This window comes from Butyrivibrio sp. MB2005, from assembly GCF_000424285.1.
GTDB lineage: Bacteria > Bacillota > Clostridia > Lachnospirales > Lachnospiraceae > Butyrivibrio.
In genome coordinates, this window is record NZ_KE384160.1 from 16,258 (window position 1) to 40,656 (window position 24,399).

Genomic DNA, 24,399 nt, shown 5'->3' on the forward strand with positions numbered 1-24,399 from the left:
AAGTCATGCAATCATAACTTGATACCATTTTCTTCAAGAAGCTTTTTTAGGCGTTCATTTTCCTTAACGGCAATATCTTTCTCTTTAGTCAGAGAGACATTCTCTTCATTCAGAGAGACATTCTCTTCATTCAGAGAGACATTCTCTTCATTCAGAGAGATATTCTTTTTTGCCAGAGAGACATTCTCTTCAGTCAGGGAGTCAATCTGTGGCCTAAGTTCGTTTTCCTTGTCCCTACAGCCCAAGGCATAGCCCTCGTCCTTAATGACCTGTAGATGACGTTCAGCGCTATATTCAAGTACGCCCACTTTGATTACCTCCTTCCTGTATTTGACAAAGAAATCCTTAAGAATGTCTTCTTTTATGCATTCATCGATGGCTCTTTTTACTGCCTTGCGAATGACTTCCTTTTTGAACAAAGCTTCATCAAAATCGGAATCATTCTGCAGCCTGTCATCGATGGAACTCATGTATTCCTCTCTATATTTTCGCACTTTTTGAACAAAAAGGGAATATTGATTTAATGTGCTGCAGGCCTGCATCAGCTCAGGGTTATGGCCGGCATTTACGTTGTACTGGTGCACAATGAGCTCTAGCTGTGGTTCTGCACCCTTTGTTTCAAACATATCAGAAAGCTTGTAGGTAACCTCATCCGGCATAGAAACAGTTCCATTGTAGAACACAATAAATTTTGGCTCAGGGATCATTATCCTTTCAGCTTTAAATGTTTTTTCTGAAGGGATGATTGATCTGTAGATGCTTGCGACATACTGAAGATCTCTAAGAGGAATATTTGGACAGGGACTTGATTGGTGTTCATACAAGTTTAATTCGAAATCCAGAAGGAAAGAGATGTCATTTTTCATGTGGAGGAAAGTCTCACCTTCAAGGGTAGTTATCGTTAGTTCATTAGGATCGTCGTAATTACTGTGGTTTATTGCATTATAAAGTTCAAGCAGATTGCGCTTGTCTTTATACAGCATTCTAAAGACTGTGTCTTTATGCTTATTATTTTCGATTGTCATTAAAATAAAAATCTCCTTTGTGTTAATAACTAAATCCATCTTTGCGCGCATCAATAATAAATGGAATATTCCGAAAGCATGAATGCTTTACGGCGCGTCGGGAATGACGCAGAAATCATAATAGCACAGCCAAACCACAAACGCAAGGGTAAATATGAGAGTGCTTCTGCCGTGCCTTAGCCATCTGACGTTCAAAACAACTTTCTAAAAAATGCGTGCCGATTGAACGATAAGACAGTAGGCTTTGAAGATAAAATCAATTTTGTGATAGATTTGTGATAATTCTTGAAGTATTATTACATTCGTAACAAGGACAGAGAAAAAAATAAAGTTTTAAAATGAGGGGAAAATAATGAGAAAGAACAATGTAAAAAACGGTGTTGCATTAACAATTGCTGCAGTAATGGGCCTTTCAATCTGTGCAGGTTGCGGAAGTACTGCAGGATCTGAGGAGCCCGCAGCAGAGACAGAGGTATCAGTTGAGCAGACAGAGGAGGCTACAGAGGAAGAGAGCGCTGAGGATCAGACAGAAGATGCAGCTACAGAGAGCTCTAAGGCTACAGAAGAAGGAAGTACAGAGGAGCAGGAAGCTACAGAAGATGAGATGGCTTTTCCTACACCTGAATATATTGAGGATAAGGTAATCTCTACAAGCCTTATGACAGTGACAGTACCTGATGAGTTTGAAGGTACTTTTTATGCGGCAGTTGATGGCGAAATGGTGAGCATCTATGACAAGAGCTGCGTTGATGATGGATTCGGCGGATTTGTTTTTTCTGTAGCAGCAGATAAAGACCAAAATCTTATTCCCGGCGGAATGTATACAAAGGTTGGAGAAATTACCGATACAGAAGGTGCTGTTTGCGATGTATGCGTAGGCTATCCTTCAGAAATCCAGTGGGATTGGAACAATCCGGACGATGAGCCTGAGACCTACAAAAAGCTCGAGGATGCCAGGGACGCAATCATCGAGAATATTAAGGGCACTGAGGGCTGCGTATTTGCTTATCAGGCAGGCACAAGAGGCGAAGATCTCTACGGCGATGTTCTTGCTAAGTATCAGCAGGCTATTAAAGAAGGCTGGGATGCAAACAAAATGGAGCAGGAGGGTATCAGCCCTGAGTTCTATGCACTTACTCAGACAGAAGGCGATAAAGCTGCAGATAAGATCGGTTTTGTATACAGGGATGTTACAAACGATGGTATAGATGAGCTTCTTATCGGCGATATTGTAGATACAGATGAGCCCACAGTTATTTATGATATTTACACTGTTGTAGACAAGGTTCCCGCACTTGTAGTAAGCGGAACAGCAAGAAATGGCTACTATGCTGAAGAGTACGGCGGAATTGCTAACTTCTTCTTTAATGGCGCAGCAGAAAACGGTGTTTACTCATATATCATCTATCCCAACAGCACAGAGCTTGGTTTCCAGTACGGAATTAAGTACGATGAGTATACAGATGAAGCTAATCCCTGGTTTGTTGCATATGAAAACGAAGATAACTGGGAGCCCATGACTGAGGCAGACTACAACGACAGACTGGAAATGCTTGAGAGCTATTACCAGAAGCTTGGCCTCACACCCCTTTCAAACGTAACAGAATAAGCTAGTGAAGTAGGTAAATCGGATGCGCGAAAGCGCATCCGATTTTTGCGTTAATAGCTACCCGAGATAGCAAATAAATCATTGAAAACAGAACGCCTGTTTGGTAGAATATTGGAAACAAATGACTATCAGAGGTGAAATTAATGCAGGAGATTCTGGACAGATTAAATGATGCGCAAAGGCAGGCAGTCACTACCACAGAAGGATATGTGCGCGTGATAGCAGGGGCAGGAAGCGGCAAGACGAGAGCGCTGTCCCATAGATTTGCATACCTTGTGAACGGTCTTGGAATCATGCCCGGGCACATCCTTTGCGTTACCTTTACCAATAAATCTGCCAATGAGATGAGACAGAGAATTCACAGACTGACAGGGGATAATGACACAGGATACATCAATACTTTCCATGGTTTTTGCGTATCCGTGCTTCAGGAGGACTCCCATGCTGTCTCATATCCCAAGAATTTTCTTGTGCTTGATAACTCAGACATAGATGACATGCTGAAGATCATATACGAGGAAAGGGGGCTTTCTCTTAGAGATATGACTTTTAGCGCTGCAAGGGATATGTTCGAGATACGCAAGATCTTTAATGAACCCGAGTATTACCTTGATATGATCACCATGTCACTTGATACTCTTAAGGAAAAATATGACAGTGCCACAGAGGTCAAGGACATTCTTTTTTACGGATATCTCTATCAGGAGAAAAAGTGCTTTGGTCTTGATTACAACGATCTCATCAAGTTTTCACTCTATATTTTCAGCCAAAATGAGGATATAAAGCTTAAGTGGCAAAAGAGGCTTGAGTACATAATGATCGATGAGTTTCAGGATATAGACAGCCTTCAGTATGAGCTGATGGAGGTTCTTTCAGGTTATCACAAGAATCTTTTCATAGTGGGGGATCCCGATCAGACCATATACACCTGGCGAGGGGCTAATGTTAAATACCTGCTGGATTTTGATAAGAATTTTCCTGATGTGAAGACCATTATGATGAATGACAATTACCGCTCCACGCCTCAGATTCTCGCAGCGGTGAATTCTCTTATAGATACTAATAAGCAGAGGATAAAAAAGGACCTTTTACCAACTTTGCCTGATGGAGAGAGTGTTCTTTGCCATTTTGCGCCTAATACTGCCGATGAAGCAGATTGGATAACAGGTGAAATTCTTGCGCTTAAGGGTCAGGGTGTCCCTTACAGAAACATGACGATTCTCTACAGAGCCCACTATGTGACGAGGACTATAGAAGAGGGACTTTTGAAGGAGAAAATACCCTACACCATCTATTCCGGCGTGCAGTTCTTTGGACGAATGGAGATAAAGGATGCGCTTTGTTATCTCAGAATGATCGTATACAGGGATGATATTTCCTTTAGAAGAGTTGCCAACGTACCCAAGAGGAATCTTGGAAAAAGGCGCATGAGCTTTCTTGAGCAGTATGCTGCTGAGAATAACTGTTCATTATATAAGGCCCTTAGTGAGAACCTTGAGCACGAGATAATGCGCGGAACAAAGGCTGCTAAATTCATAGATCTCATAGAACGTTTTTCTGACAGCTACGAAGGCTTGCCGGTTTCGGAGGTTCTTTCGAAGATCCTCAATGAGAGCGGCTATGAGGAGATGCTGAGAACAGAAGGAGCTCAGGACAGGCTTGATAACCTGGCTGAGCTTAAGCAGTCTGTTTTTGAGTATGAGACCACCTGCGGTGAAGAGGTGGGGCTTGAGGATTATCTTAAGCATGTGGCGCTTTTTACCAATGCGGATTCGGACGCAGGGCAGGAGGACAAGGTCCGTCTTATGACTGTTCATGCAGCCAAGGGACTGGAATTCCCCTATGTTTTCCTTTGCGGGATGAATGAAGGAATCTTTCCATCGAGAAAAATACGTACCCTGGAGGGAATGGAGGAAGAGAGGCGTCTTGCCTTTGTTGCCATGACCAGAGCCCAGAAAAGGCTCTTTATCTCAGAAGCGGGAGGCATGAATTTTGAAGGAATGCCCAGGTATCCTTCCAGATTTATACTTGATATAGACAGGAATCTTCTTGAATTCACGGAGAAACCGGATGAAAACATGATGACCTTTGTTCAGAAATATATAGATAATGAATCAAGGTTTCTTAAAGGCGCAGAAAAAATGAATCTGCTGGAGCCCGGACAAAGAGTAAGACATGCGATTCTTGGTATGGGTACTATTCTGGAGTTAAATACCGAGGATCAGTCTTACCTTGTCCAGTTTGATGAGATGGAGACTCCAAGGCAGATTTCATTTAAGGTTAAGCTTACATGTGAAGATGATCACTCTTCGTCAAAAGCAGAGTAGGTAATTTGGCCCTCCTCGATGGTGAAGAGAGCAGTAGTCATGTCGTCATTTGTGTACTGAAGACATACAGGGATAGGGGCTGAATCGTCTTCTGCCCAATCTTCTTCCCAGCTGTTTACTGCATCTAACCAGCTCGGGATTACTTCCTGTGTGAATGATTCTGCATCTGCGTCTTCAGCGCTTTCAATACCGGTTCCGGCTATCTGTACGTAGATCCAGCTTTCATCATAGGTTGTATTGTGCGATGTAGTATCGCTGTCCCACTGCTCTGACAGAAGCTGATCAATCCACTCAGCCTTCTGGACAACAGCATCAGGAATATCGTATTCTTCACCGGCATCGGTTTCGGCTGCTTCTTCAGTCACGTCTTCTGCTTCTGCAGGAGTACTGGTTTCTGTGCTTTCAGTTGTTATTTCGCCGTTATTGTTTTCAACCTTATATTCAGCAGAAGTGGTGCCTTCATCTGTCTCTACTGAATAATTCATGGTGGTTGTTGATGTGTGCTCCGTTTTGCAGCCTGCAAGAGACGCAGCGCAGAAAAGAGCGCAAATAAATGCAATTTTAGCTTTCATAAATTGTTTTCCTCCTCATAAGAAAAAATTATTCTATAGTTAGGATTATACATCCCTAAATTGCTCGAAACCGTGACATTTGTATTGTTTAGAGAAATTTTAAGTTTTGATAATAAATAATTGTTATATCATAATAATTGTAAACGAATAAGAATTCCCAATCAGTATATTTTCGGGTTTAAGGAATAGAGATCGAAATGAAAATTGTAAAAAAGGCATATTATCATCTACCGGGACTGTTCGAGTTCTACGAACTGTACAGAAGATTCCTGCCGCTTTTCCGGGAGCATAGAGAGTATTTCTACGACTGGTGTGAGATAGGCTCCATATATGGTGCTCCGGCAGATTGTATCTGGGGCGGAGGCCGCGTGGGCTTTGGAGATGAGAGCCCCTTGGACGTTGCAGCTTTGATTAAAGAATATGGCATTTCTGCAAGACTCACCTTCAGCAATTCTCTTATAAGGGAAAGTCATTTAGGGGACAGAAAATGCAACGCTCTCTGCGAATTATTAGAGAATAACGGTCCGGTTCAAAGCGGTGTGATAATCCATTCAGACCTGCTAATGGACTATATTAGTGAGAAATATCCGGGATTTTACTTTGTATCATCAACCACCAAGGTTCTGACGGAATTTGATGAGTTCGAAGCAGAGCTAAACCGCAGCGAATTTAAATATGTGGTGCCGGATTTCAGGCTAAATAAAGAACATGACAGGTTAAGAGCGCTTACAAAAGAGCAGAAGGATAAGGTTGAGTTTTTATGCAATGAATGTTGTTGGTACGACTGCTACGACAGGAAAAACTGTTACGAAAATGTCAGCAGAAAGAGCCTTGGGGAAAATGTAGAAGACCATATCTGCGTATCACCGGATGCGGATAAGGGTTATACATTTTCAGAAGCCATGAAAAATCCCGGATTTATCGGAATTTCTTCTATACAAGATGAATATATGAAAGATGGCTTTTCCAACTTTAAGATTGAGGGGCGAAGTCTTGGAAGCGCCATAATCCTGGAGTTTTTGCTGTACTATATGACAAAGCCTGATTATCAGCTAAAAGTCAGGGAAGAGATTTACCTGGACAGCATGCTGGATTTGTTTTGAATTAAAGTAAGCGTCAAACCTAGACAGGTCAGATGCGGAATAAGGTTTAATATTTTTTGGTAGTGTCAAATGATTTATGGAAGGTCGGTCAATCGATTTATGGAAGGTCGGTCAATCATTAGCTGCTTTTTAGTTTTTTACAGTTGCTGTTTTGAATTACGTGGGTATCGTGAAAAACAATATTTATCCACGTAAGAAAATCAGGAAATGGTGAAGTGGATTACGGGGATGAATGGGAAAATGTGATTTATCCACGTAAGATTGGCGGAAAAAAGGCTCAGGATTACGGGGATGAATGGGAAAAATGTGATTTATCCACGTAAGATTGGCGGAAAAAAGGCTCAGGATTACGGGGGTGCTTAGAGAAATGAGATTCATCCACGTAAGAATGGCGATAAAATGGCTAAAAATTACGGGGATGAAAAAAGAAAAACAATATTTTCCACGTAATAAAACAGTGGGGGAGTCGGGTATGAGAGAAGTACATAAAAAGATAATTGATGCAGTAATCGAGAAGGCTAAAAAAGTATGCCCTGACAGCCTTGCGCTGGTGGGGATATATGGCTCTGTATGCACGAAGGAGGAGCATTCAAGGTCTGATTTGGATCTTCTTATAGTTGTTGATGACGACAATGCCAGCCGGTTTAGTAAGACTTTTATTCTGGAGGATGAGGGCATTGGCTATGATGTTTATTGCACATCCTGGGAGATGCTTGAAGGGGATGCGGAATGTGGTCACGGTCATATCAGTAAGCTGATGGATTCAGAGATCGTCTACTCCAGGGATGAAGCTGCTGCAAAGCGCCTTGAGGATCTAAGGCAGAAGGCCGCAGAAGTACTGACTTCTGATGCTGTAATAGGAAAAGTATTTGAAATCCGCGATCAGATTAGCCGCGAATATGGATATGTGGCTGCTGCTGATTCTATCGGAATGCAGAGAGCACACGCAGCCTTTATGATATCCCTTTGTTTTGATGCGGTAATCCTATGGAATCACAAATATTTTAAGCGAAGCGGCAAGTATGTCTTTGAGGAACTTAAAGGTCTGAAGGTGCCTGAGAATTTCTCTGAAAATATCGATGGAATCGTTCGGGCTGATAGTTCAGAAAAATTGATTACTTCCGCAACTAAGCTCCTTAAGTCAATGGTCGCTTTTACAACCATCACTTCAGAGAAGCCAGCACCAACGCCGGAAACCATTGCCGGTGCATACGAGGAGTCCTTCTCTAACTGGAGAAACAAGATGTATGACGCCATGGAAAGAGGCGATATATTCAGCTCTTTTATGAATCTTGCATGTCTTCAGTCAATGATGGACGATATCGGCAGCGAGCTGGACATTCCGCAGTTCAATGTGATGGAGGACTACAGAGCTGATGACCTTAAGCATAACGCTGAGCTGTTTGATTCAGAGCTGGAGCGCTTTGGGCAGGAGTATAAGAAGATTGGCTTAGATGTGCTGCGTTATAAAGACGCAGATGATTTTATAGCAGATTATCTAAAATTTTCATGTTGACATTCATAACCCGATTAGGGTATAGTTTGATTGCAACGGAAAACGTTTTCCGTAAAATTAAAAGCAACATTACACAGCATATAATTCGATTCGAAAGTCTTAGTCAGACACGAACTGGCGCTTATTTTAGGAGGTTTTATGATTTTAAGTGCAATTTACCATAGAATGTCAGAACAGTATTGCTATCCCCTTGATTCGGAGCAGCTTGTAATCAATATCAAAACAGGCTATGACATAGATGAAGTCTGGATAATCTGGGGAGATCCCTATGATGCCGGAATAATGGGCGGAAGTGAGCACTGGAGCGGTAAAAGAGAAGAGATCTACTTCAAAAAGCGCCTCAAGGATCACATCTGGTGGACCACAACCCTTCGTCCACAGTACAAGAGATGCAAGTATTACTTTGAGATTCACAGCGGCGATGAGTGCATGTATCTTTTCGAGGATGGATTTTTAACAGAGGATGAGATGAACATGAATGGTAAGATGCTTTCTTACTTCATCATGCCCTGGATGAATCCTGCAGATGTGTGCAAGACTCCTGCGTGGGTCAATGATACTGTGTGGTATCAGATTTTCCCTGAGAGATTCTGCAACGGCGATAAGAGCATAGATCCTGAGAATGTTCTTCCCTGGCAGACAGGTAAGGTTGGCATGAAGGATTTTTACGGCGGTGATATCAGGGGAATCAGGGATAAGATTCCTTATCTTAAGGATCTTGGAATCACAGGCATTTACCTAAATCCTATATTTGAATCCAAAAGTAACCACAAGTACAACACTCGTGATTACAAGAAGGTGGATCCTCACTTTGGAACCAATGATGATCTTAGAAAGCTCGTAGATGAAGCTCACGAAGCAGGCATAAGAGTCATGCTGGATGCGGTTTTCAATCACACAGGCGCAGATCATCCCATGTGGCAGGATGTTCTTTCCAAGGGTCAGGAATCTGAGTATGCAGACTGGTACATGGTAAACAAATGGCCCATCGAGCAGGGCAGGGACACAAGAGACGGAAGATATTTTTCCTTTGCTTTTGCTGAGTATATGCCCAAGCTCAATACCAATAATCCTGCGGTTCAGGACTATCTCCTTGATATAGTAAAATTCTGGATTGAGACCTTTGATATTGATGGCCTGAGATTTGACGTAGGAAATGAGGTTTCCCACTCATTCCTTAAGGCTCTAAGATACATGACAGGCCGAATGAAGGATGATTTTTACCTGCTTGGAGAAATCTGGCATGATTCCATTTCATGGCTTCACGGAGATGAGTACGATTCTGTTATGAATTACCCGCTTTCCACAGCTATTGCGGATTTCTGGGTTTATAAAAACAGGGGAAGAGAGACCTTCGAATATGACATAAACCGCTGTTTTACCATGTACTATTCACAGGTTAATGACGTACTTTTTAATCTGCTGGATTCCCACGATACCAACAGACTTCTTGAAAAGGCCGGTCACAACATAGATATTTTCTATCAGCAGTTGGCGGTTCTTTTCACAATGCCGGGAAGCCCCTGCATTTACTACGGCACAGAGGTTGCCATGGACGGAACCTACGATCCGGACTGCAGAAGATGTATGCCCTGGGATGAGATCGATTCCGGCAAAAAGGACACAGAGCTTGGTGAGATGAAAAAGCTTATAGCCATGAGAAAAGCGCTCCAGTCCTGTAAGAGCAGGAACTTCCATTTTCCTAACGATATCCCTCAGGACAGAGTTATTTCCTATATAAAAATAGGAGATAACGAGAGCATCCAGGTATATCTTAACTGCGAGGAAAAGGATGTACAGATAGATGTCCGTGATTTTGGAGAAGTACTATATTCCCGCAAATGGATGGCAGATAGTTTGGAGTCCGGAACCCTTGGTGCAAACGGCATTCTCATACTTCGCACTTCTAAAACCTGCTAAAAAAGAGAAATAACGTCACATCTTTTGCTGTAATAGGCATATATATGTTGCTTTTCACGTCGTATACTCTTAATATAAAAGACAGATGGCAGGCATGAATTAGGGTCATCGCCTGAAACGTTCGGAGAAATGGTATTAGGAAAAGGGGTAGTAATCATGAGTGAAAAGAGACTTTACAAATCCAATGAAAGAAAAATCTGTGGTGTATGCGGCGGAATTGCTGAGTATCTCGGAATTGATCCGTTTATTATAAGACTTATCTGGGGCATACTTGCTTTTGCCTGGGGCACAAGCATTTGGATCTATATTCTTCTTGTTTTTATCATGAGCGACAGACCGGATTATGTTCCGGATGATGAAGAGAATCATCAGGTGAAAAAGGAAACACCTAGAAATATCGAGCAGCATGAGTATATCGATGCTGAGCCTGTCGGATTCAGACTTAACAACGGCGAGAAGGAAGAAATGTACAGATAACAAAATATTAAATACCTACCAAGAGAGTTGATTTTATCAGCTCTCTTTTGTTATGCTTTGATAAGAGAAGAAAGTATTGTGACCTAAGGAATCCACCACAAGCGGTACCCCTTAGGTCAAGGTTCGGGGGTAGTAAAAATGCATATGGATAGGACAGAAAAAGCGGAATTTAACAGTAAACTCAGGAAGCTTGCTGTACCGCTGGGATTACAGACTTTATTGGGGGCTTTGGTTGGCGCTTCTGATGCACTTATGCTCGGAAGGCTGAACCAGGATTCTATTGCAGCAGTGTCGCTGGCAAATCAGATTTTTTTCATAATGACACTTTTTTCAGGCTCCATAACAGGGTCTGCGGGTGTTCTGATAGCGCAGTATTGGGGCAAAAACGATTATAAAAATGCGGGAAGATTCCTCGCTATGGCTATAAGGTATTCGCTGGGAGTAAGTCTTGTATTTTTCCTTGCAGCATTTTGCTTTCCATCATTTTTGATGAAGATTTTCACAACAGATGCAAGCCTTATCGCAATAGGCGCCGGATATCTGAGGATTGTAAGCTTTTCATATATTTTCGCGGCAATCGCAAGCTGCTTTTTGATGAATATGAAAATTACGGGGGATGCGAGGCTTAGCGTAATTGTTTCCGCACTGACGGTTACTATCGATATGGTGCTGGATTATTTCCTTATTTATGGAAAAGCCGGGGTTCCTGCCCTCGGCGCTAATGGATCTGCTTATTCCACTATTGTGGTTGAGCTGTTCGCCCTTGTTTTTGTAATTGTGTGGGCTAAGCGCAAAGAGACCATAGAGCTTGGTGTTAGCAGCTTCACCTTTTTCTCAAAGGATTTTGAGAAGGATCTCTGGTCGATACTTCCTGCTATGCTTGCAAGCGCACTTTCCTGGGGACTTAGCATTACGGTGCACAATATCATAATGGGTCATCTTGGATCCGATGCAACGGCTGCGGCATCTGTAACAAGCGTTGCTCAGGAGCTGATTTCCTGCGTATCTCAGGGTATTGCCGGGGGTTCAGGCATTATGGTTGGAGAGCTTCTTGGCTCAGGACAGCTTGATAAAGCTGTTAGATATGGAGACAGATTTTTTGATGTTTCCTTTGTAAACGGTATCGTCAATGCGATTTTGATGGCGATTATAGGACCTATAGTGTATATATTCTATGTTCTTACGCCTACAGCCAAGCATTATCTTGTAGTAATGCTGATATTCATGGCATTCTACATGTTTGCTTATGCATATAATGCTATTTTTACCTGCGGCGTGCTGCCTGCGGGCGGAGATGCCAAATATGATGCCGTCAGCGTGTTCTTTGCAACCTGGTGCTTTGCAATCCCGGCTTCACTGATTGCGGCATTCATATTGAAATTACCGGTACTGGTGGTCTACATCATCATGTGCCTTGATGAGATAGTTAAGCTGCCGTTCCTTAGATGGCATTACAACAAACATATATGGGTTAAGAATCTTACAAGAGAGATCGACTAAAGAAAACAGACCGCTCCGAGCTATTGATATAGATAGCCCGGGGCGGTTTTTTCGCGATATTCAGGAAAGCCTGTTTTATCGATAAGTTTCGCCTTGCGCAATTTCAGAAAAAACGGGATATCTATTTTGCCAAAGTAGCAATTTACTATTTCAATCAATGTGATATCATAATGATATCAATTAGATAATTGTCATAACAACTGGAGGTGATATTTATGACAACAAATATAAAAGAAAAAGTTTTAAGTGGACACAAAAACGGAATGGCTGCACTTTTCATTACAACAGTTTTATATGCTGCAGTCACAGCACTTCTTATTCACACAGCTATGGGGCTTGATGAGAACGATGCCGGTAACAATATCCTGTTTATAATCAGTATTGTTTATCTGTGTCTTGGTTGGATCCCCTACATGGGCCTTAAGGTTCTTAAACCCGGTGAAGCTCTGGTGCTTACACTTTTCGGAAAATATGTGGGAACTATCAAGGAAGACGGCTTCTATTTCGTAAATCCCTTCTGCACAGCAGTTAACCCTGCGGCAGACACCAAGCTGGGACAGAGCGGTGATATTTCTGATAATAAGAAGGGCATCATGGGAAGCCTTGAGCTGAGTAGCGGAAAGGTTGAGATTCCTGCCAGCAAGAAGATTTCACTTAAGGTGATGACTCTTTCAAACTCACGCCAGAAGGTAAATGATATCCTTGGTAATCCTGTTGAGATAGCTGTAGCAGTTATGTGGAAGGTTACTGACACAGCAAAGGCTGTTTTCGCAGTTGATAACTACAAGGAATATCTTTCACTTCAGTGTGACACCGCAGTTCGTAACGTTGTAAAGCTTTATCCTTACGACGTAACTGAGAACGTTGATACAACCGGTGATGGCAACGCAGATGACGGAAGTCTTCGCGGATCAACAGAGGTTGTTGCAGGTAAGATCATGGAAGAGATTCAGAGCAAGGTTGCAGATGCAGGTATTGAGATCGTGGATGCGAGAATCACATATCTTGCTTATGCTCCTGAAATCGCAGCAGCAATGCTTCAGAGACAGCAGGCTGCAGCAGTAGTTGATGCCAGAAAGCTTATCGTTGACGGCGCGGTAGGAATGGTAGAGCTTGCCCTGGAGCGCCTTAATGAGAAAGAACTTGTGGAACTTGATGAGGAGCGTAAGGCAGCCATGGTATCAAATCTCCTTGTAGTTCTTTGTGGTAACCACGACGCACAGCCTGTGGTTAACTCAGGAAGCCTGTACTAATGGCAGAAAAAAAGCAGGTACCCCTTAGACTGAGCGCAAAGTTATACGATGCGATAGCTGCCTGGGCAGAAGATGACTTCCGCTCAGTCAACGGACAGATAGAATATCTTTTGACCGAATGCGTTAAGCAGAGGAAAAAGGACGGAAAATATGTATCACAGCACCTTGATGAGCCACCGGAGTTTGATATTAAGTAATCCGTGTGTAAATGTCAGAATCTAATCGGTTCCGGTGCCGATGGATTCTGAAAAGTTATGAGGTAGGTTATGAATACATTTAGGAATGAAAAAATAATAGTTGGCGAGGGAACAGAATATCCCCTTAACGGAATGATAACACTTCCTGAAAAAGCAGAAGGGAAGGTTCCCGGAGTGGTTTTCGTGCATGGCTCCGGATCCAGCAATATGGATGAAAAGATTTTCAAGAACACACCCTTTAAGGATCTGGCAGAAGGCCTTGCAAAACGTGGAATAGCATCAATTCGCTACGACAAGAGATCCTTTGTCCATGTGAAAAAAATGATAAAGCAGGGCATTACTATGAAAGAAGAAACCATTGATGATGCAATCCTTGCAGCAAAGCTTCTTGGTGAACATTCCGCAGTTGATCCTGATAATATTTTCATAGTGGGTCACAGTATGGGAGCTATGCTTGCACCCAGAATTGATGCGGAGTGCGGACTTTTCAAGGGACTTATTCTTATGGCCGGAACACCTTATCGCCTTGAAGATATCATGATCAGACAGTTTAAACAGGCAGGAAATTCAAAGAGTGCGATTACGAGGTTTGCCGGTAAACTTGAGGACAAGATTTTTTCTAAAAAATTCGACGGTCTCTATGAAATGTCAGATGAAGAGGCGAAAAATAAGAAGTTTGCCGGCGGTACAACACTTTGGTATTTCAAGGAGGCAGGTAGAAAAGGCGCCGCTGATTACCTTCTTGAATCTGAAAAGCCTGCTCTTATAATGCAGGGCGGAATGGACTTCCAGGTTCTTGCAGATGTTGATTTTGCAGGCTTTAAAGAGCTTTTAAAGGATAGGAAGAACGTGGAATACCGTTACTACGCTGATCTCAACCATCTTTTCATAAAGGGTATCTATAATGATATCGGAATGGCAGCTAAGGAATACAAGGTCGAGCAGCGTATCGGTGATAATGTCTATGATGACATTGCAGCTTTTATAAATTCGAAGAAATAATCTGTAAGGCAGGCTCTGCGCAGTCTGCCTTCGCAGAATCGATAGTAATTGCGCAGGCCAGGCAGTAATGGCACAGGGAAAATGTATAAAAAATATATCGACTTTTTGAACTTAACTAAACATTTTTGCGATAGCGCGTTATAATTGAATATGGAAAAACAATAAGCCTGGATGACCTGATATGGCCTCTACAGACTTACAATAACTGCTTTGTGTATCCGGGAAGGGGGGTACCAATATGATAAGCTTTTTTGTATGTTTAGGCGTTTTAATTGCAGGTTATTTTGTTTACGGTGCTATCGTCACGAAAATCTACGGGCCTGATGACAGAGAGACTCCTGCTGTCAGGATCAATGACGGCGTTGATTTTGTTGTGATGCCCAAATGGAAGCTTTTCCTTATTCAGTTACTTAATATTGCGGGACTTGGACCCATATACGGTGCTCTTGCGGGAGCTCAGTGGGGCACATCCGTGTTTTTATGGATTACAATCGGAACCATTCTTGCCGGCGGCGTTCATGATTTTTCCGTGGGCTTTATGAGTATGCGTCATGACGGAGTCAGCGTTTCCGAGCTTACAGGTATGTATCTTGGAAATGTCATGAAGACTATTATGCGCATTTTCAGCGTAGTCCTTCTTTTAATGGTAGGTACTGTTTTTGCGGTCGGACCTGCAGGGCTTATTTCACTTCTTATAGGAAATCAGGGCACAACAGGGCTTTTTACAAACACTACCTTCTGGCTTGTTCTTATTCTTATCTACTATTTCATTGCAACTTTTATTCCAATCGACAAGATTATAGGTAAGCTTTATCCCGTTTTCGGCATTTGTCTTATAGTGATGGCTATCGGCGTGGCAATAGGCATTTTTACCCATGGTTATACAATTCCTGAGATTCAGCTTGCTAATCTTCATCCCTCTAAAACTCCCATTTGGCCAATGATGTTCGTATCTGTGGCCTGCGGAGCTATTTCCGGCTTCCATGCAACCCAGTCGCCTTTGATGGCTCGCTGCTGTAAGTCAGAAAAGGAAAGCCACATGGTATTTTACGGCGCTATGGTAAGCGAAGGCATTATAGCTCTTATCTGGGCAGCTGCAGGTAGTGCAGTTTATGAGAAAACCGGAGGTCTCACCACAGGACTTACTGAGATGCTCTCAAATGGCCAGGCAGCCTGTGTATACGATATCTGCACCAAAACCATGGGCGGCGTTGGAATAGTTCTTGCAATGCTTGGCGTTATTGCATGTCCCATAACCTCCGGTGATACGGCCTTCCGCTCAGCAAGACTTGTTATCGCAGACTGGTTCAAGATCGACCAGAAGTCCTATTCCAAGAGACTCATCCTTTGTGTGCCGCTGCTTCTTGCAGGCGCATTTATCAGTCAGCTCAACTACACCGTTGTGTGGAGATATTTTAGCTGGTCCAACCAGACGCTGGCTATGATAGCTCTTTGGACAGCATCCATGTATCTGTTTAAAAACAAGCGTAATTATTTGATTACAGTTGTTCCTGCAGTATTTATGTCGGCGGTTTCTGTAACCTATTTCTTCTGCGCACCGGAATGCCTGAATTTATCAGTGGTTGTGGCATATCCTGTAGGAATAATTGCAGCTGTTATTTTCCTTGGTATCTTTATTTTGAGTACTAAAAAACGCGAGTCATGATGGGAAATAAAGAGATTTCACAGTGCTTTGAGTAAGACTTACAATACTCCCGATAGGTTGACAAAATGCAAGTTTTGGAGTAAATTGATTGTGCACAATCTATTAAAACAAAATGCAACCGTTAACTGATATTGGGAGTATTTTTTATGGACAAAAATCTTGTATTTCATAAACCGTTGTTCGAAGAAGCTGCAAAGCTGGCTGAAATATACGCACTAAGAGATAATAAAACCTGTGACAGCACGGTTTTGGATACATTTATCTGGAAAGATCTTTATAATACCGAGATTTACGTAGAGGATGAAGCCGCTATTGTACTCATGAAGGACGATAAGGGATATTTTGCGGCGATGCCCTACTGCAGCGAAGAGAAGCTCCCTCAGTATTTTGAGGCGCTAAGAGATTATTTCAGAGACGAGCTGAAAAGCCCTTTGAGGATTGATCTTGCTGATGAGAATGCTCTTAATGCGCTGGGTTTATTGGACAATCCGGGATTTATCGTAGAGGAGGAGTTTGACCTTAAGGACTATCTCTATGATGCAGAGGAGCTTAGAACCCTTCCGGGCAAGAAATTTCAGAAAAAGAGAAATCTTATAAACAAGTTCATGAAGGATTACGATGGCAGATGGAATTATAAGACCATGTGCTGCGTAGATGAGTATTTCCTTGAGGAATTCATGAATAACTGGATCGAAAAGAGACTCTCAGAGGGCGTCGAAAGCAAAGAAACCCTCATTCTTGAAAAGGAAGGCGTCATAGAGCTGCTCAGAAACTGCGACAAGGTTACCTATAGGATAGGCGGAATTTTCATTGATGAGATTTTACAGGCCTTTACGATAGGCTCCTACAACAGCAGAGAAAAAATGGTTGTCATCAGCATAGAGAAGGGAAATTCTGAGATTCCGGGGATTTACCAGGTGATAAATCAGCAGTTTTTGCTTAATTCATACGAAGATGCAAAGCTTGTAAACAGAGAAGATGACATGGGAATCGATGGCTTAAGACAGGCTAAGGAAAGCTATAGTCCCATCGGTTATGCCAGAAAATACAGAGTTTGCGAGAAGTGTGCGGTGCTTGGACAGTTTTGCAAAACCGCTTAATACTATCATGGCAGAAGACCATAATATCAAAGGATTCGAGAATAAATGATTACAGAATTAGCAGATAAAAACTGCACAAGGAAGCTGTATGAAGAAGCTTTCGATGATCCAAAGGAATTCGTAGATTATTACTACGAGGATAAATGCAGAGATAACAGGATTATTGCCGATGTGGAGGACGGCGAAGTGCTTTCCATGCTTCACCTTAATCCTTACAGGATTTCTTTGGATGGCTCGGTTTTTAAGAGTTACTACGTGGTTGCCGTTGCCACAAAAGAAGAAAGACGCCGTGAAGGTCTGATGGCAAAGGTGTTTGAAAGGACATTTAAGCTTCTTAAAGATGAGAGAATACCGCTGGTTTTTCTGATGCCTGTGGATGAAGCAATTTATTCCTGGATGGGCTTTGAGAAAATATGCGATTTTGCTTTGGAGAAGATAGCTTCCTTTGATGAAATCCGTGAAAACTATGATATGTACTGCGTTAGGGATGATGTCTACATTAGGAGAATGGAGATAGAAGATGCCTTCAGAGAGCAGGATAACGGCGAGGTTTTGCCTGATGATCCTGTGATAATGGCGAAGATTACTGACCTGGAAGCCTTTAATTCATTGACAGGTCAAAGCTTTTCTGATGAAAAAGAAGCTCTTTTGTGGCTGAAAAACAAAAAAATCTACATTTGCGAGGAAGTTTAAGCCGAATAATTGAAAAAGGCATCTAAAATATGACTAGGAGTCATAATCGGAAAACTTTTTTTGGATTTCAGTTTTTTTGTCGCAAGAAAACTAAACATTAAAACAATACGGCAAATTGTCTAAAAATCGCTCAAGATAGAAACGATATCTTGGACGATTTTTTTTGATGTTATTTCATTGATAATAAGTGTTTGGTTTTTCGGAAAGCCGCTTAAAACTGCCTATTTTCAGACAATTTTAGATACGAAATTATGATAAGATAAAGTACATTATTTAATGGAAGGTAGGTTTTTTTCTAAATGGGGAACAGTATCAAAGAATGGCAAATTGGTGATCCCATGATCAATGAGAATGATTATTGGCAGGATCCCAACTACGTGGCAGAGGACCCGGAGAAGGAGAAGCTGGTACTTAAGCTGGCTACACTTATCACGGACCGCTATGTGAAGAAACTTTTTAACAAGATTAATAACAGAGATCCGGAGTATTGGATGCTTGATATGATTCTTGATAAGGCTCAGGTCAAGTTCCTTCTGAATTTCAAGAAGACAAGGGTTCCGTACAGCATTGAGGAGCTGGCTTCCATGAACAACATGAGCGTGGAAGAGACACAGAAGATGGTAGATCGTCTTGTCTGGATCGGTATCATCGAGATGAACCGCGCCAAGACTGCAGATAAGCACAAGCAGTACGAGCTTCCTATATTCGTTCCTGGCTCTGCTGAGTTTATGATGATGCAGGAGAAGCTCACAGACGAGTTCCCGCAGCTTGCAACCTTTTTCAATCTGATGACACAGCTTCCCCTTGGCGGAATCACACAGATGGTTCCTCCCGGAGGCGCAGGCGTGGGAATGCACGTAATCCCCGTTGAGAAGGCTATCAGCTTAGAGAATCAGTCAGTTTCAGTTGAGCACCTTTCCCGCTGGATCGATATGTATGATAAATACGGTATTTCAGAGTGCTCCTGTAGAAAACAGCAGGCAATGAGAGGCGAAGGCTCAGGTGAGATTCGCGGTGATTACTGCATCGGTATGGGTGACATGGCTGAGTACATGGACAGCCGCGGAATCGGTCACTATGTAACAAAAGAAGAGGTTTACGAGATCCTCGAGAGAGCTGAGAGACACGGATATGTGCATCAGATCACCAATATCGATGGTGAAGGCAAGATCGTAGCTATCTGTAACTGCGCTCCCGGTGTATGTAACGCTCTTAGAACATCACAGCTTTACAATACACCTAATCTTTCAGCATCCGCTTACCGTGCGCACGTTGATAAGAGTAAGTGCGTAGCCTGCGGTAAGTGCGTAGAGGTTTGTCCTGCAGGTGCAGCTAAGCTTGGTCAGAAGCTCTGCAAAAAGGACGGAACAGAGGTTAAATATCCCAAGGCTGAGCTTCCCGATGGACAGAAGTGGGGTCCTGATAAGTGGAATTATAACTACCGAGATGACAATAAAATCAACTGTTATGAAACGGGAACAGCTCCCTGTAAGACAGCATGTCCTGTACATCTTTCAGTTCAGGGTTATATCAAGATGGCTGCTGAAGGCAGATATGAGGATGCCCTTAAGCTTATAAAGCAGGATAATCCACTTCCAATGATTTGCGGCGCTGTCTGCAACAGACGTTGTGAGGATGCCTGCACAAGAGGTACCATCGATCAGCCTCTTGCTATCGATGAGATCAAGAAGTATATCGCATCCCTGGATCTTAACAAGGATGAGAGATACATTCCTCTTTGCGAGAAGCATGACGGCGGTATGTGGTCAGATGATTACAAGATGGCTATCATCGGTGGCGGCCCTGCAGGCCTTGCTGCTGCATATTTCCTTAGAAGAGACGGCTATCCTGTAACAGTATTCGAGAAAGAGAAGCGTCCCGGCGGAATGCTTATGAACGGTATTCCCAGCTATCGTCTTGAAAAAGATATCATCGAGGCTGAGATCGACGTAATGAAGCAGATGGGTATCGAGTTCAAGTGCGGTGTAGAGGTTGGTAAGGACGTTACTATAGAAGACCTTAGAAAACAGGGCTACAAGGCATTTTTCCTGGCTATCGGTTGTCAGGGCGGAAGAAAAGCCGGCGTTCCCGGTGAGGACGCTGAGGGCGTTCAGACAGGTGTTGAGTTCCTTAGAAAGATCAACGCTGACCATACAAACAAGCTTAATGGCGAGACAGTAGTTGTAGGTGGCGGTAACGTTGCTATCGACGTTGCAAGAAGCGCTGTAAGAGCAGGTGCATCCAAGGTTACAATGCTTTGCCTTGAGAGCCTTGCAGAAATGCCTGCTGCTAAGGATGAAGTAGAAGAGGCAAAGGAAGAAGGAATTGAGATCATTAACAGCTATGGTCCCAAGGAAATCCTCACAGAGAACGGCAAGGTTAAGGCTGTTATCTTCAAGAAGTGCACTTCAGTTAAGGATGCTGACGGAAGATTCAATCCTCAGTATGATGAGAACGACACTATCACAATCAACTGTGAGAATGTACTTCTTTCAATCGGACAGTCAATCGTATGGGCTGACCTCCTTAAGGGCACAAAGGTTGAGCTTCGTCCCAATGGTGGCGTAATTGCTGATCCTCTTACACTTCAGACTGCAGAGCCTGATATTTTTGCAGGTGGTGACGTATTTACAGGTCCCAGATTCGCTATCGATGCCATTGCAGGCGGTAGAGAAGCTGCTGTTTCAATGAACCGTTTTGTTCATCCCGGAAACAGACTTGACCTTGCAAGAGACAGAAGAGATTTCATCGAGCTTGATAAGGATGATATTCTTGTTGAGAGCTTTGATAACGCACCCAGACAGATTCCCGGTAAAAAGGCAGGAATCGCCAAGGAGACCTTCGAGGATCTCAGACTCACTCTTACAGAGGAGCAGGTTAAGGCAGAAGCTAACAGATGTCTTGGCTGCGGAGCAACTACCGTAGATGAGAATAAGTGTATCGGTTGCGGACTTTGCACCACAAAGTGCGAGTTTGATGCTATCCACCTCACAAGAGATATTCCTGAAGCCAGCACAATGGTTCGCTCAGAGGACAAGCTTAAGAAGGTTGGTCCTTACGCTGCAAAGCGCGCTGTTAAAATTGTTGTAAACAAGGTTACAGGCAAGAAATAATTTACGAACTAAATAGGGCAAAAGTGTAGTATTTTGCCGCGTTTTTACTTCAAAAACTCCCCTCCATCCCTTATACTTAAGAGGTTGGAAGGGAGTTTTTATAATGGCAGATAAAATTGTAATGGGTTACTGGGACTGTCCTTCTTGTGGCAGCAAAGGAATCCCCGGAACCACGTATGATTGTCCAAATTGCGGAAGACAGCGTGGTAAAGAGACGAAATTCTATATGAGATCAGGCCCTGTCGAATATGTGGCAGGCCATAAGGTTGTAGGCGCAGACTGGTACTGCGAGTATTGCGGTGCACTGAATTCAGCAGGCAAAACTGTGTGCGAGAACTGCGGCTCACCTAAATCAGAAAGTAAGGATGATTACTTTTCACTGAAAAATCCACCGAAACCAAAGCAGCCGGAGCCTTCTGTGCATAAGGCTACAGCGCCATCATTTGATCCGCTGTCCATAATTCATAAGGTAAAGCAGTCATCCCTGGCAATAAAGCTAATTGCGGGTATCATTCTTCTGATTATTGTTTCGAATCTGATATCCTCATTTATTTCAAAGCCAAGGGATTACACCTATGACGTCAAGGAGCTGACCTGGGAGAACTCCATTGAAATTGAGGAGTACAAGACCTTTCGGGAGTCGGATTGGAGTCTGCCAAGCGGCGCGCGGCTTGTGGAAACGAACCGGGAAATAAGGAGCTACAGATCGGTTCTGGACCATTATGAGTCAGTCACCAAATCAAGACAGGTTCCGGACGGAGGTCATTATGAGACCAGCTACTCCGATAACGGTGATGGAACCTTCACCGAGCATTCCACCTATGTGACGGATTACACCACGGAGTATTACGAAGAGGATGAGCCTGTGTACAGGCAGGAGCCGGTTTACGATACCAAGTACTATTACGACATAGACAGGTGGGTTTACGAGAGAACTGAGACCACCACCGGCAAAGATAAAAATCCTTATTGGGCCGATATTACGCTGAATGACAAAGAGCGGGAAAGTGGCCGTGATTCTAGGTACACCATGACAGGAATCAGGCATTACAGATCATTTTTCAAGGACAGAACTAAGGAAGAGACCTACGAAATTCAGGAATCCTGGTGGAAACAGATACAAAACGGTCAGACACTAAATATTACTGTTGAAAAAGGGAGGGTTACAGCTTGGCAATGACTAAAAAAGTAGAAATCAGAGACATTTTAAAGTACAAATATCCGGAAAATCCGATGTTTAACCCTGCAGGAACAGCTTACGTGTACAACGTAGCTTATGCTGATGAAGAGAAGAACGTCTATAAAAGGGATGTTTGGGCAGTGAAGGAGGATAAGCCTTTTCAGCTCACAGCCACAATTGACGCGTCTGTGGCTTTTTGGAACAGCGACAGCGAGGTTATTCTGAACAGGAAAAAGCCTGAGGATGAGAAGTCTGAGGATACGGAGCTTTTCTCCATATCGATAGATGGCGGAGAGGCAAAAATCTGGGCAAAGCTCCCCATAGCGCTTGGAGATATCAAGAAGGTATCTGACGGTGTGTATGCTGCGACGGTTCAGATAGAAGAGAGCGATCCCGACGCATATCTTGATGATGAAGAGACCCGTAAAAAGAAGCAGGATGAAAAGAAAAAGAACCTTGATAGTGACTATGATGTTTACACAGAGGTTCCTTACTGGGGAAATGGCCAAGGCGTAACAAACGGCAAGAGAAATGCTCTTTTCATCATAAGGACCACCGATGATGCAGAAAAAGCGCCTGAGAGCAGGTTTGAATTAAAAAGAATTACAGCACCTGACTTTAGCGTCTATGATTTTGAGATTGATGGCAATAAGGTGGTTTTCGCAGGGGCTAAGGCCACAAAGATTCCTGATTTTTTCTGCGATCTGATGGCCTATGATCTGGAAAAAGATGAGGTTACCACGTTATACGACAAGCATGATGTGGGCTTTGAGGGCTTTTTTGTAAAGGATGGCAAGACTTTCGTATTTGCAAACGACTTTAAAGCCCATGGACTCAACGGTTCTGCATATCTTTATAAGGTTGAAAACGGTGAGCTTAAGAAAATTGAGGGCTATGAGCCCACACATTCCCGCGGCAACAGTATCGTTGGAGACGTTGCTCTTGGCGGCGGAAGACAGTGGAGGGTTCTGAAGGAGGACGAGGATATCATCCTTTATACAATTTCAACCATAGAGGATCACACTGCGATTTCAAGGATCACTCTTGAGACAGGAAAAGTAGAGACAATACTGGATATGCCCGGCAATATTCACTTCTTTGACATTGTATTTGGCAGGTTTATTCTTGGTTATACGGGACCTGACAGTCTGCCGGAGATTTATGTTGCCTATAAGCGCGACCTTGAGCCTGTAGAGATAGAGGATCAGAGAACCTACACACCATCCGGATCTAAGGCAGACCTTACACAGATTTCCCATCACAATGACAGTATGCTTGAGGATGTTTATGTGGCAAAGCCTCAGAGAATCGACTACGAATCGGAGGGGCTTGTTCTTCACGGATGGGTGCTGCTTCCGGAGGATTTTGATTCTGATAAAAAATATCCGGCAGTTTTGGATATCCACGGCGGTCCCAGATGCGTTTATTCCGAAGGCTTTTTCCATGAAATGCAGGTGTGGGCAGCAAAGGGCTTTGTTGTCATGTTCACCAACATCAAGGGAAGTGACGGAAGAGGCGATGAATTTGCGGATATCCGCGGGGATTACGGCGGAACAGATTTTAAGAATCTGATGGACTTTGTTGATGCTGTATTGGAAAAATATCCTGCAATCGATAAGGATAGAATCTGTGAAACAGGCGGATCCTACGGCGGCTTCATGACTAACTGGATTGTAACTCACACTGACAGATTCTGCTGCGCAGCAAGTCAGAGATCAATTTCAAACTGGATTTCCATGAGTTATATCAGCGACATCGGACCTTATTTTGGACCTGACCAGTGCGGCGCTGAGTTTGGAAGGTGGTTTGATACAGATCATACAGAGATTTTGTGGAAATATTCACCTCTTAAATACGTGGAGAATGCCAAGACACCCACACTTTTCCTGCACAGTGACCAGGATTACAGATGTCCGTTGCCTGAAGCAATGCAGATGATGCAGGCTATGACGGTCAGAGGCATTGAGACCAGAATGATAGTGTTCCACGGCGAAAATCATGAGCTTTCAAGGTCAGGAAAACCGAAGCACAGAATCAGAAGACTGGAGGAAATTACAGGCTGGTTCGAGGAGCATATTAAATAATTATATATGCATTAGCAATAAGTGATGGGCATTCTTGAAAAGCAGCAATTTGTGAGGGTTTC

Annotated in this window: 18 protein-coding genes; 16 read left to right on the forward strand and 2 right to left on the reverse strand. The window is 43.1% G+C overall.

Features of this window, described 5'->3' with window-relative positions; translation table 11 throughout:
* Positions 1-11 precede the first annotated feature (11 nt).
* On the reverse strand, positions 12-1,025 hold the full coding sequence (locus G610_RS21710) for a hypothetical protein (RefSeq protein ID WP_051198131.1): 1,014 nt from the start codon (positions 1,023-1,025) through the stop codon (positions 12-14).
* Positions 1,026-1,377: 352 nt separating this feature from the next.
* Here G610_RS21710 and G610_RS0118735 point away from each other — a divergent pair, with 352 nt between their 5' ends.
* Together G610_RS0118735 and G610_RS0118740 are read left to right on the forward strand one after the other, a co-directional pair.
* On the forward strand, positions 1,378-2,634 hold the full coding sequence (locus tag G610_RS0118735) for a hypothetical protein (RefSeq protein WP_026525976.1): 1,257 nt from the start codon (positions 1,378-1,380) through the stop codon (positions 2,632-2,634).
* A gap of 143 nt (positions 2,635-2,777) precedes the next feature.
* Positions 2,778-4,961, forward strand: a complete 2,184-nt coding sequence (locus tag G610_RS0118740; RefSeq protein WP_026525977.1) for an ATP-dependent helicase — start codon at positions 2,778-2,780, stop codon at positions 4,959-4,961.
* Here the strand turns inward: G610_RS0118740 and G610_RS0118745 are convergent.
* A complete protein-coding gene (locus G610_RS0118745) occupies positions 4,937-5,533 on the reverse strand; it encodes a hypothetical protein (protein WP_026525978.1) in 597 nt (198 codons plus the stop codon). The two genes, G610_RS0118740 and G610_RS0118745, sit on opposite strands and share 25 nt — an antisense overlap.
* Before the next feature lie 197 nt (positions 5,534-5,730).
* On the opposite strand from G610_RS0118745, the gene G610_RS0118750 reads away from it, so the two are divergent.
* The 14 genes from G610_RS0118750 (at position 5,731) to G610_RS23635 (ending at position 24,337) form a co-directional block, all read left to right on the forward strand.
* Positions 5,731-6,636, forward strand: a complete 906-nt coding sequence (locus tag G610_RS0118750) for a hypothetical protein (protein ID WP_026525979.1) — start codon at positions 5,731-5,733, stop codon at positions 6,634-6,636.
* A gap of 472 nt (positions 6,637-7,108) precedes the next feature.
* Positions 7,109-8,152: a nucleotidyltransferase domain-containing protein gene (locus tag G610_RS0118755; protein WP_026525980.1), complete on the forward strand. Its 1,044-nt coding sequence runs from the start codon at positions 7,109-7,111 to the stop codon at positions 8,150-8,152.
* 138 nt (positions 8,153-8,290) lie between these two features.
* Entirely contained in the window at positions 8,291-10,072 is a 1,782-nt protein-coding gene (locus G610_RS0118760; RefSeq protein WP_026525981.1) for a glycoside hydrolase family 13 protein, read from the forward strand.
* 156 nt (positions 10,073-10,228) lie between these two features.
* Positions 10,229-10,549: a PspC domain-containing protein gene (locus G610_RS23865; RefSeq protein ID WP_081667626.1), complete on the forward strand. Its 321-nt coding sequence runs from the start codon at positions 10,229-10,231 to the stop codon at positions 10,547-10,549.
* Positions 10,550-10,687: 138 nt separating this feature from the next.
* A complete protein-coding gene (locus G610_RS0118770) occupies positions 10,688-12,049 on the forward strand; it encodes an MATE family efflux transporter (protein ID WP_051198132.1) in 1,362 nt (453 codons plus the stop codon).
* A 215-nt stretch (positions 12,050-12,264) separates the two neighbouring features.
* A complete protein-coding gene (locus G610_RS0118775) occupies positions 12,265-13,302 on the forward strand; it encodes an SPFH domain-containing protein (protein WP_330367680.1) in 1,038 nt (345 codons plus the stop codon).
* Positions 13,302-13,499: a PTS ascorbate transporter subunit IIC gene (locus tag G610_RS0118780; protein ID WP_026495756.1), complete on the forward strand. Its 198-nt coding sequence runs from the start codon at positions 13,302-13,304 to the stop codon at positions 13,497-13,499. Before G610_RS0118775 ends, G610_RS0118780 begins: the two co-directional genes overlap by 1 nt.
* Before the next feature lie 69 nt (positions 13,500-13,568).
* Complete coding sequence (locus G610_RS0118785; RefSeq protein WP_026525984.1) at positions 13,569-14,501, forward strand: alpha/beta hydrolase family protein; 933 nt, start codon at positions 13,569-13,571, stop codon at positions 14,499-14,501.
* A gap of 238 nt (positions 14,502-14,739) precedes the next feature.
* The gene (locus G610_RS0118790) at positions 14,740-16,167 is read left to right on the forward strand and encodes a carbon starvation CstA family protein (protein ID WP_026525985.1); all 1,428 of its coding nucleotides are present in this window, start codon (positions 14,740-14,742) and stop codon (positions 16,165-16,167) included.
* Between the two features lie 146 nt (positions 16,168-16,313).
* Positions 16,314-17,267, forward strand: a complete 954-nt coding sequence (locus tag G610_RS21720) for a DUF2156 domain-containing protein (protein WP_051198133.1) — start codon at positions 16,314-16,316, stop codon at positions 17,265-17,267.
* A gap of 45 nt (positions 17,268-17,312) precedes the next feature.
* On the forward strand, positions 17,313-17,960 hold the full coding sequence (locus tag G610_RS22535; protein ID WP_026525986.1) for a GNAT family N-acetyltransferase: 648 nt from the start codon (positions 17,313-17,315) through the stop codon (positions 17,958-17,960).
* Positions 17,961-18,298: 338 nt separating this feature from the next.
* Complete coding sequence (locus tag G610_RS0118805) at positions 18,299-21,073, forward strand: FAD-dependent oxidoreductase (protein WP_051198139.1); 2,775 nt, start codon at positions 18,299-18,301, stop codon at positions 21,071-21,073.
* Between the two features lie 103 nt (positions 21,074-21,176).
* Positions 21,177-22,253, forward strand: coding sequence for a zinc finger Ran-binding domain-containing protein (locus tag G610_RS0118810; protein ID WP_026525988.1), 1,077 nt, complete (start codon positions 21,177-21,179; stop codon positions 22,251-22,253).
* Positions 22,250-24,337 (forward strand): alpha/beta hydrolase family protein, encoded by a 2,088-nt coding sequence (locus G610_RS23635; protein ID WP_051198134.1) that lies wholly within the window; start codon positions 22,250-22,252, stop codon positions 24,335-24,337. The genes G610_RS0118810 and G610_RS23635 overlap by 4 nt, the downstream gene beginning before the upstream one ends.
* Positions 24,338-24,399: the final 62 nt, after the last annotated feature.

What these genes read in the sequence shown, in the direction of transcription:
- G610_RS21710 (WP_051198131.1), bottom strand. Translation starts at nt 1,025, where the DNA reads ATGACAATCGAAAATAATAAGCATAAAGACACAGTCTTTAGAATGCTG.
- G610_RS0118735 (WP_026525976.1), top strand. Translation starts at nt 1,378, where the DNA reads ATGAGAAAGAACAATGTAAAAAACGGTGTTGCATTAACAATTGCTGCA.
- G610_RS0118740 (WP_026525977.1), top strand. Translation starts at nt 2,778, where the DNA reads ATGCAGGAGATTCTGGACAGATTAAATGATGCGCAAAGGCAGGCAGTC.
- G610_RS0118745 (WP_026525978.1), bottom strand. Translation starts at nt 5,533, where the DNA reads ATGAAAGCTAAAATTGCATTTATTTGCGCTCTTTTCTGCGCTGCGTCT.
- G610_RS0118750 (WP_026525979.1), top strand. Translation starts at nt 5,731, where the DNA reads ATGAAAATTGTAAAAAAGGCATATTATCATCTACCGGGACTGTTCGAG.
- G610_RS0118755 (WP_026525980.1), top strand. Translation starts at nt 7,109, where the DNA reads ATGAGAGAAGTACATAAAAAGATAATTGATGCAGTAATCGAGAAGGCT.
- G610_RS0118760 (WP_026525981.1), top strand. Translation starts at nt 8,291, where the DNA reads ATGATTTTAAGTGCAATTTACCATAGAATGTCAGAACAGTATTGCTAT.
- G610_RS23865 (WP_081667626.1), top strand. Translation starts at nt 10,229, where the DNA reads ATGAGTGAAAAGAGACTTTACAAATCCAATGAAAGAAAAATCTGTGGT.
- G610_RS0118770 (WP_051198132.1), top strand. Translation starts at nt 10,688, where the DNA reads ATGCATATGGATAGGACAGAAAAAGCGGAATTTAACAGTAAACTCAGG.
- G610_RS0118775 (WP_330367680.1), top strand. Translation starts at nt 12,265, where the DNA reads ATGACAACAAATATAAAAGAAAAAGTTTTAAGTGGACACAAAAACGGA.
- G610_RS0118780 (WP_026495756.1), top strand. Translation starts at nt 13,302, where the DNA reads ATGGCAGAAAAAAAGCAGGTACCCCTTAGACTGAGCGCAAAGTTATAC.
- G610_RS0118785 (WP_026525984.1), top strand. Translation starts at nt 13,569, where the DNA reads ATGAATACATTTAGGAATGAAAAAATAATAGTTGGCGAGGGAACAGAA.
- G610_RS0118790 (WP_026525985.1), top strand. Translation starts at nt 14,740, where the DNA reads ATGATAAGCTTTTTTGTATGTTTAGGCGTTTTAATTGCAGGTTATTTT.
- G610_RS21720 (WP_051198133.1), top strand. Translation starts at nt 16,314, where the DNA reads ATGGACAAAAATCTTGTATTTCATAAACCGTTGTTCGAAGAAGCTGCA.
- G610_RS22535 (WP_026525986.1), top strand. Translation starts at nt 17,313, where the DNA reads ATGATTACAGAATTAGCAGATAAAAACTGCACAAGGAAGCTGTATGAA.
- G610_RS0118805 (WP_051198139.1), top strand. Translation starts at nt 18,299, where the DNA reads ATGATCAATGAGAATGATTATTGGCAGGATCCCAACTACGTGGCAGAG.
- G610_RS0118810 (WP_026525988.1), top strand. Translation starts at nt 21,177, where the DNA reads ATGGCAGATAAAATTGTAATGGGTTACTGGGACTGTCCTTCTTGTGGC.
- G610_RS23635 (WP_051198134.1), top strand. Translation starts at nt 22,250, where the DNA reads ATGACTAAAAAAGTAGAAATCAGAGACATTTTAAAGTACAAATATCCG.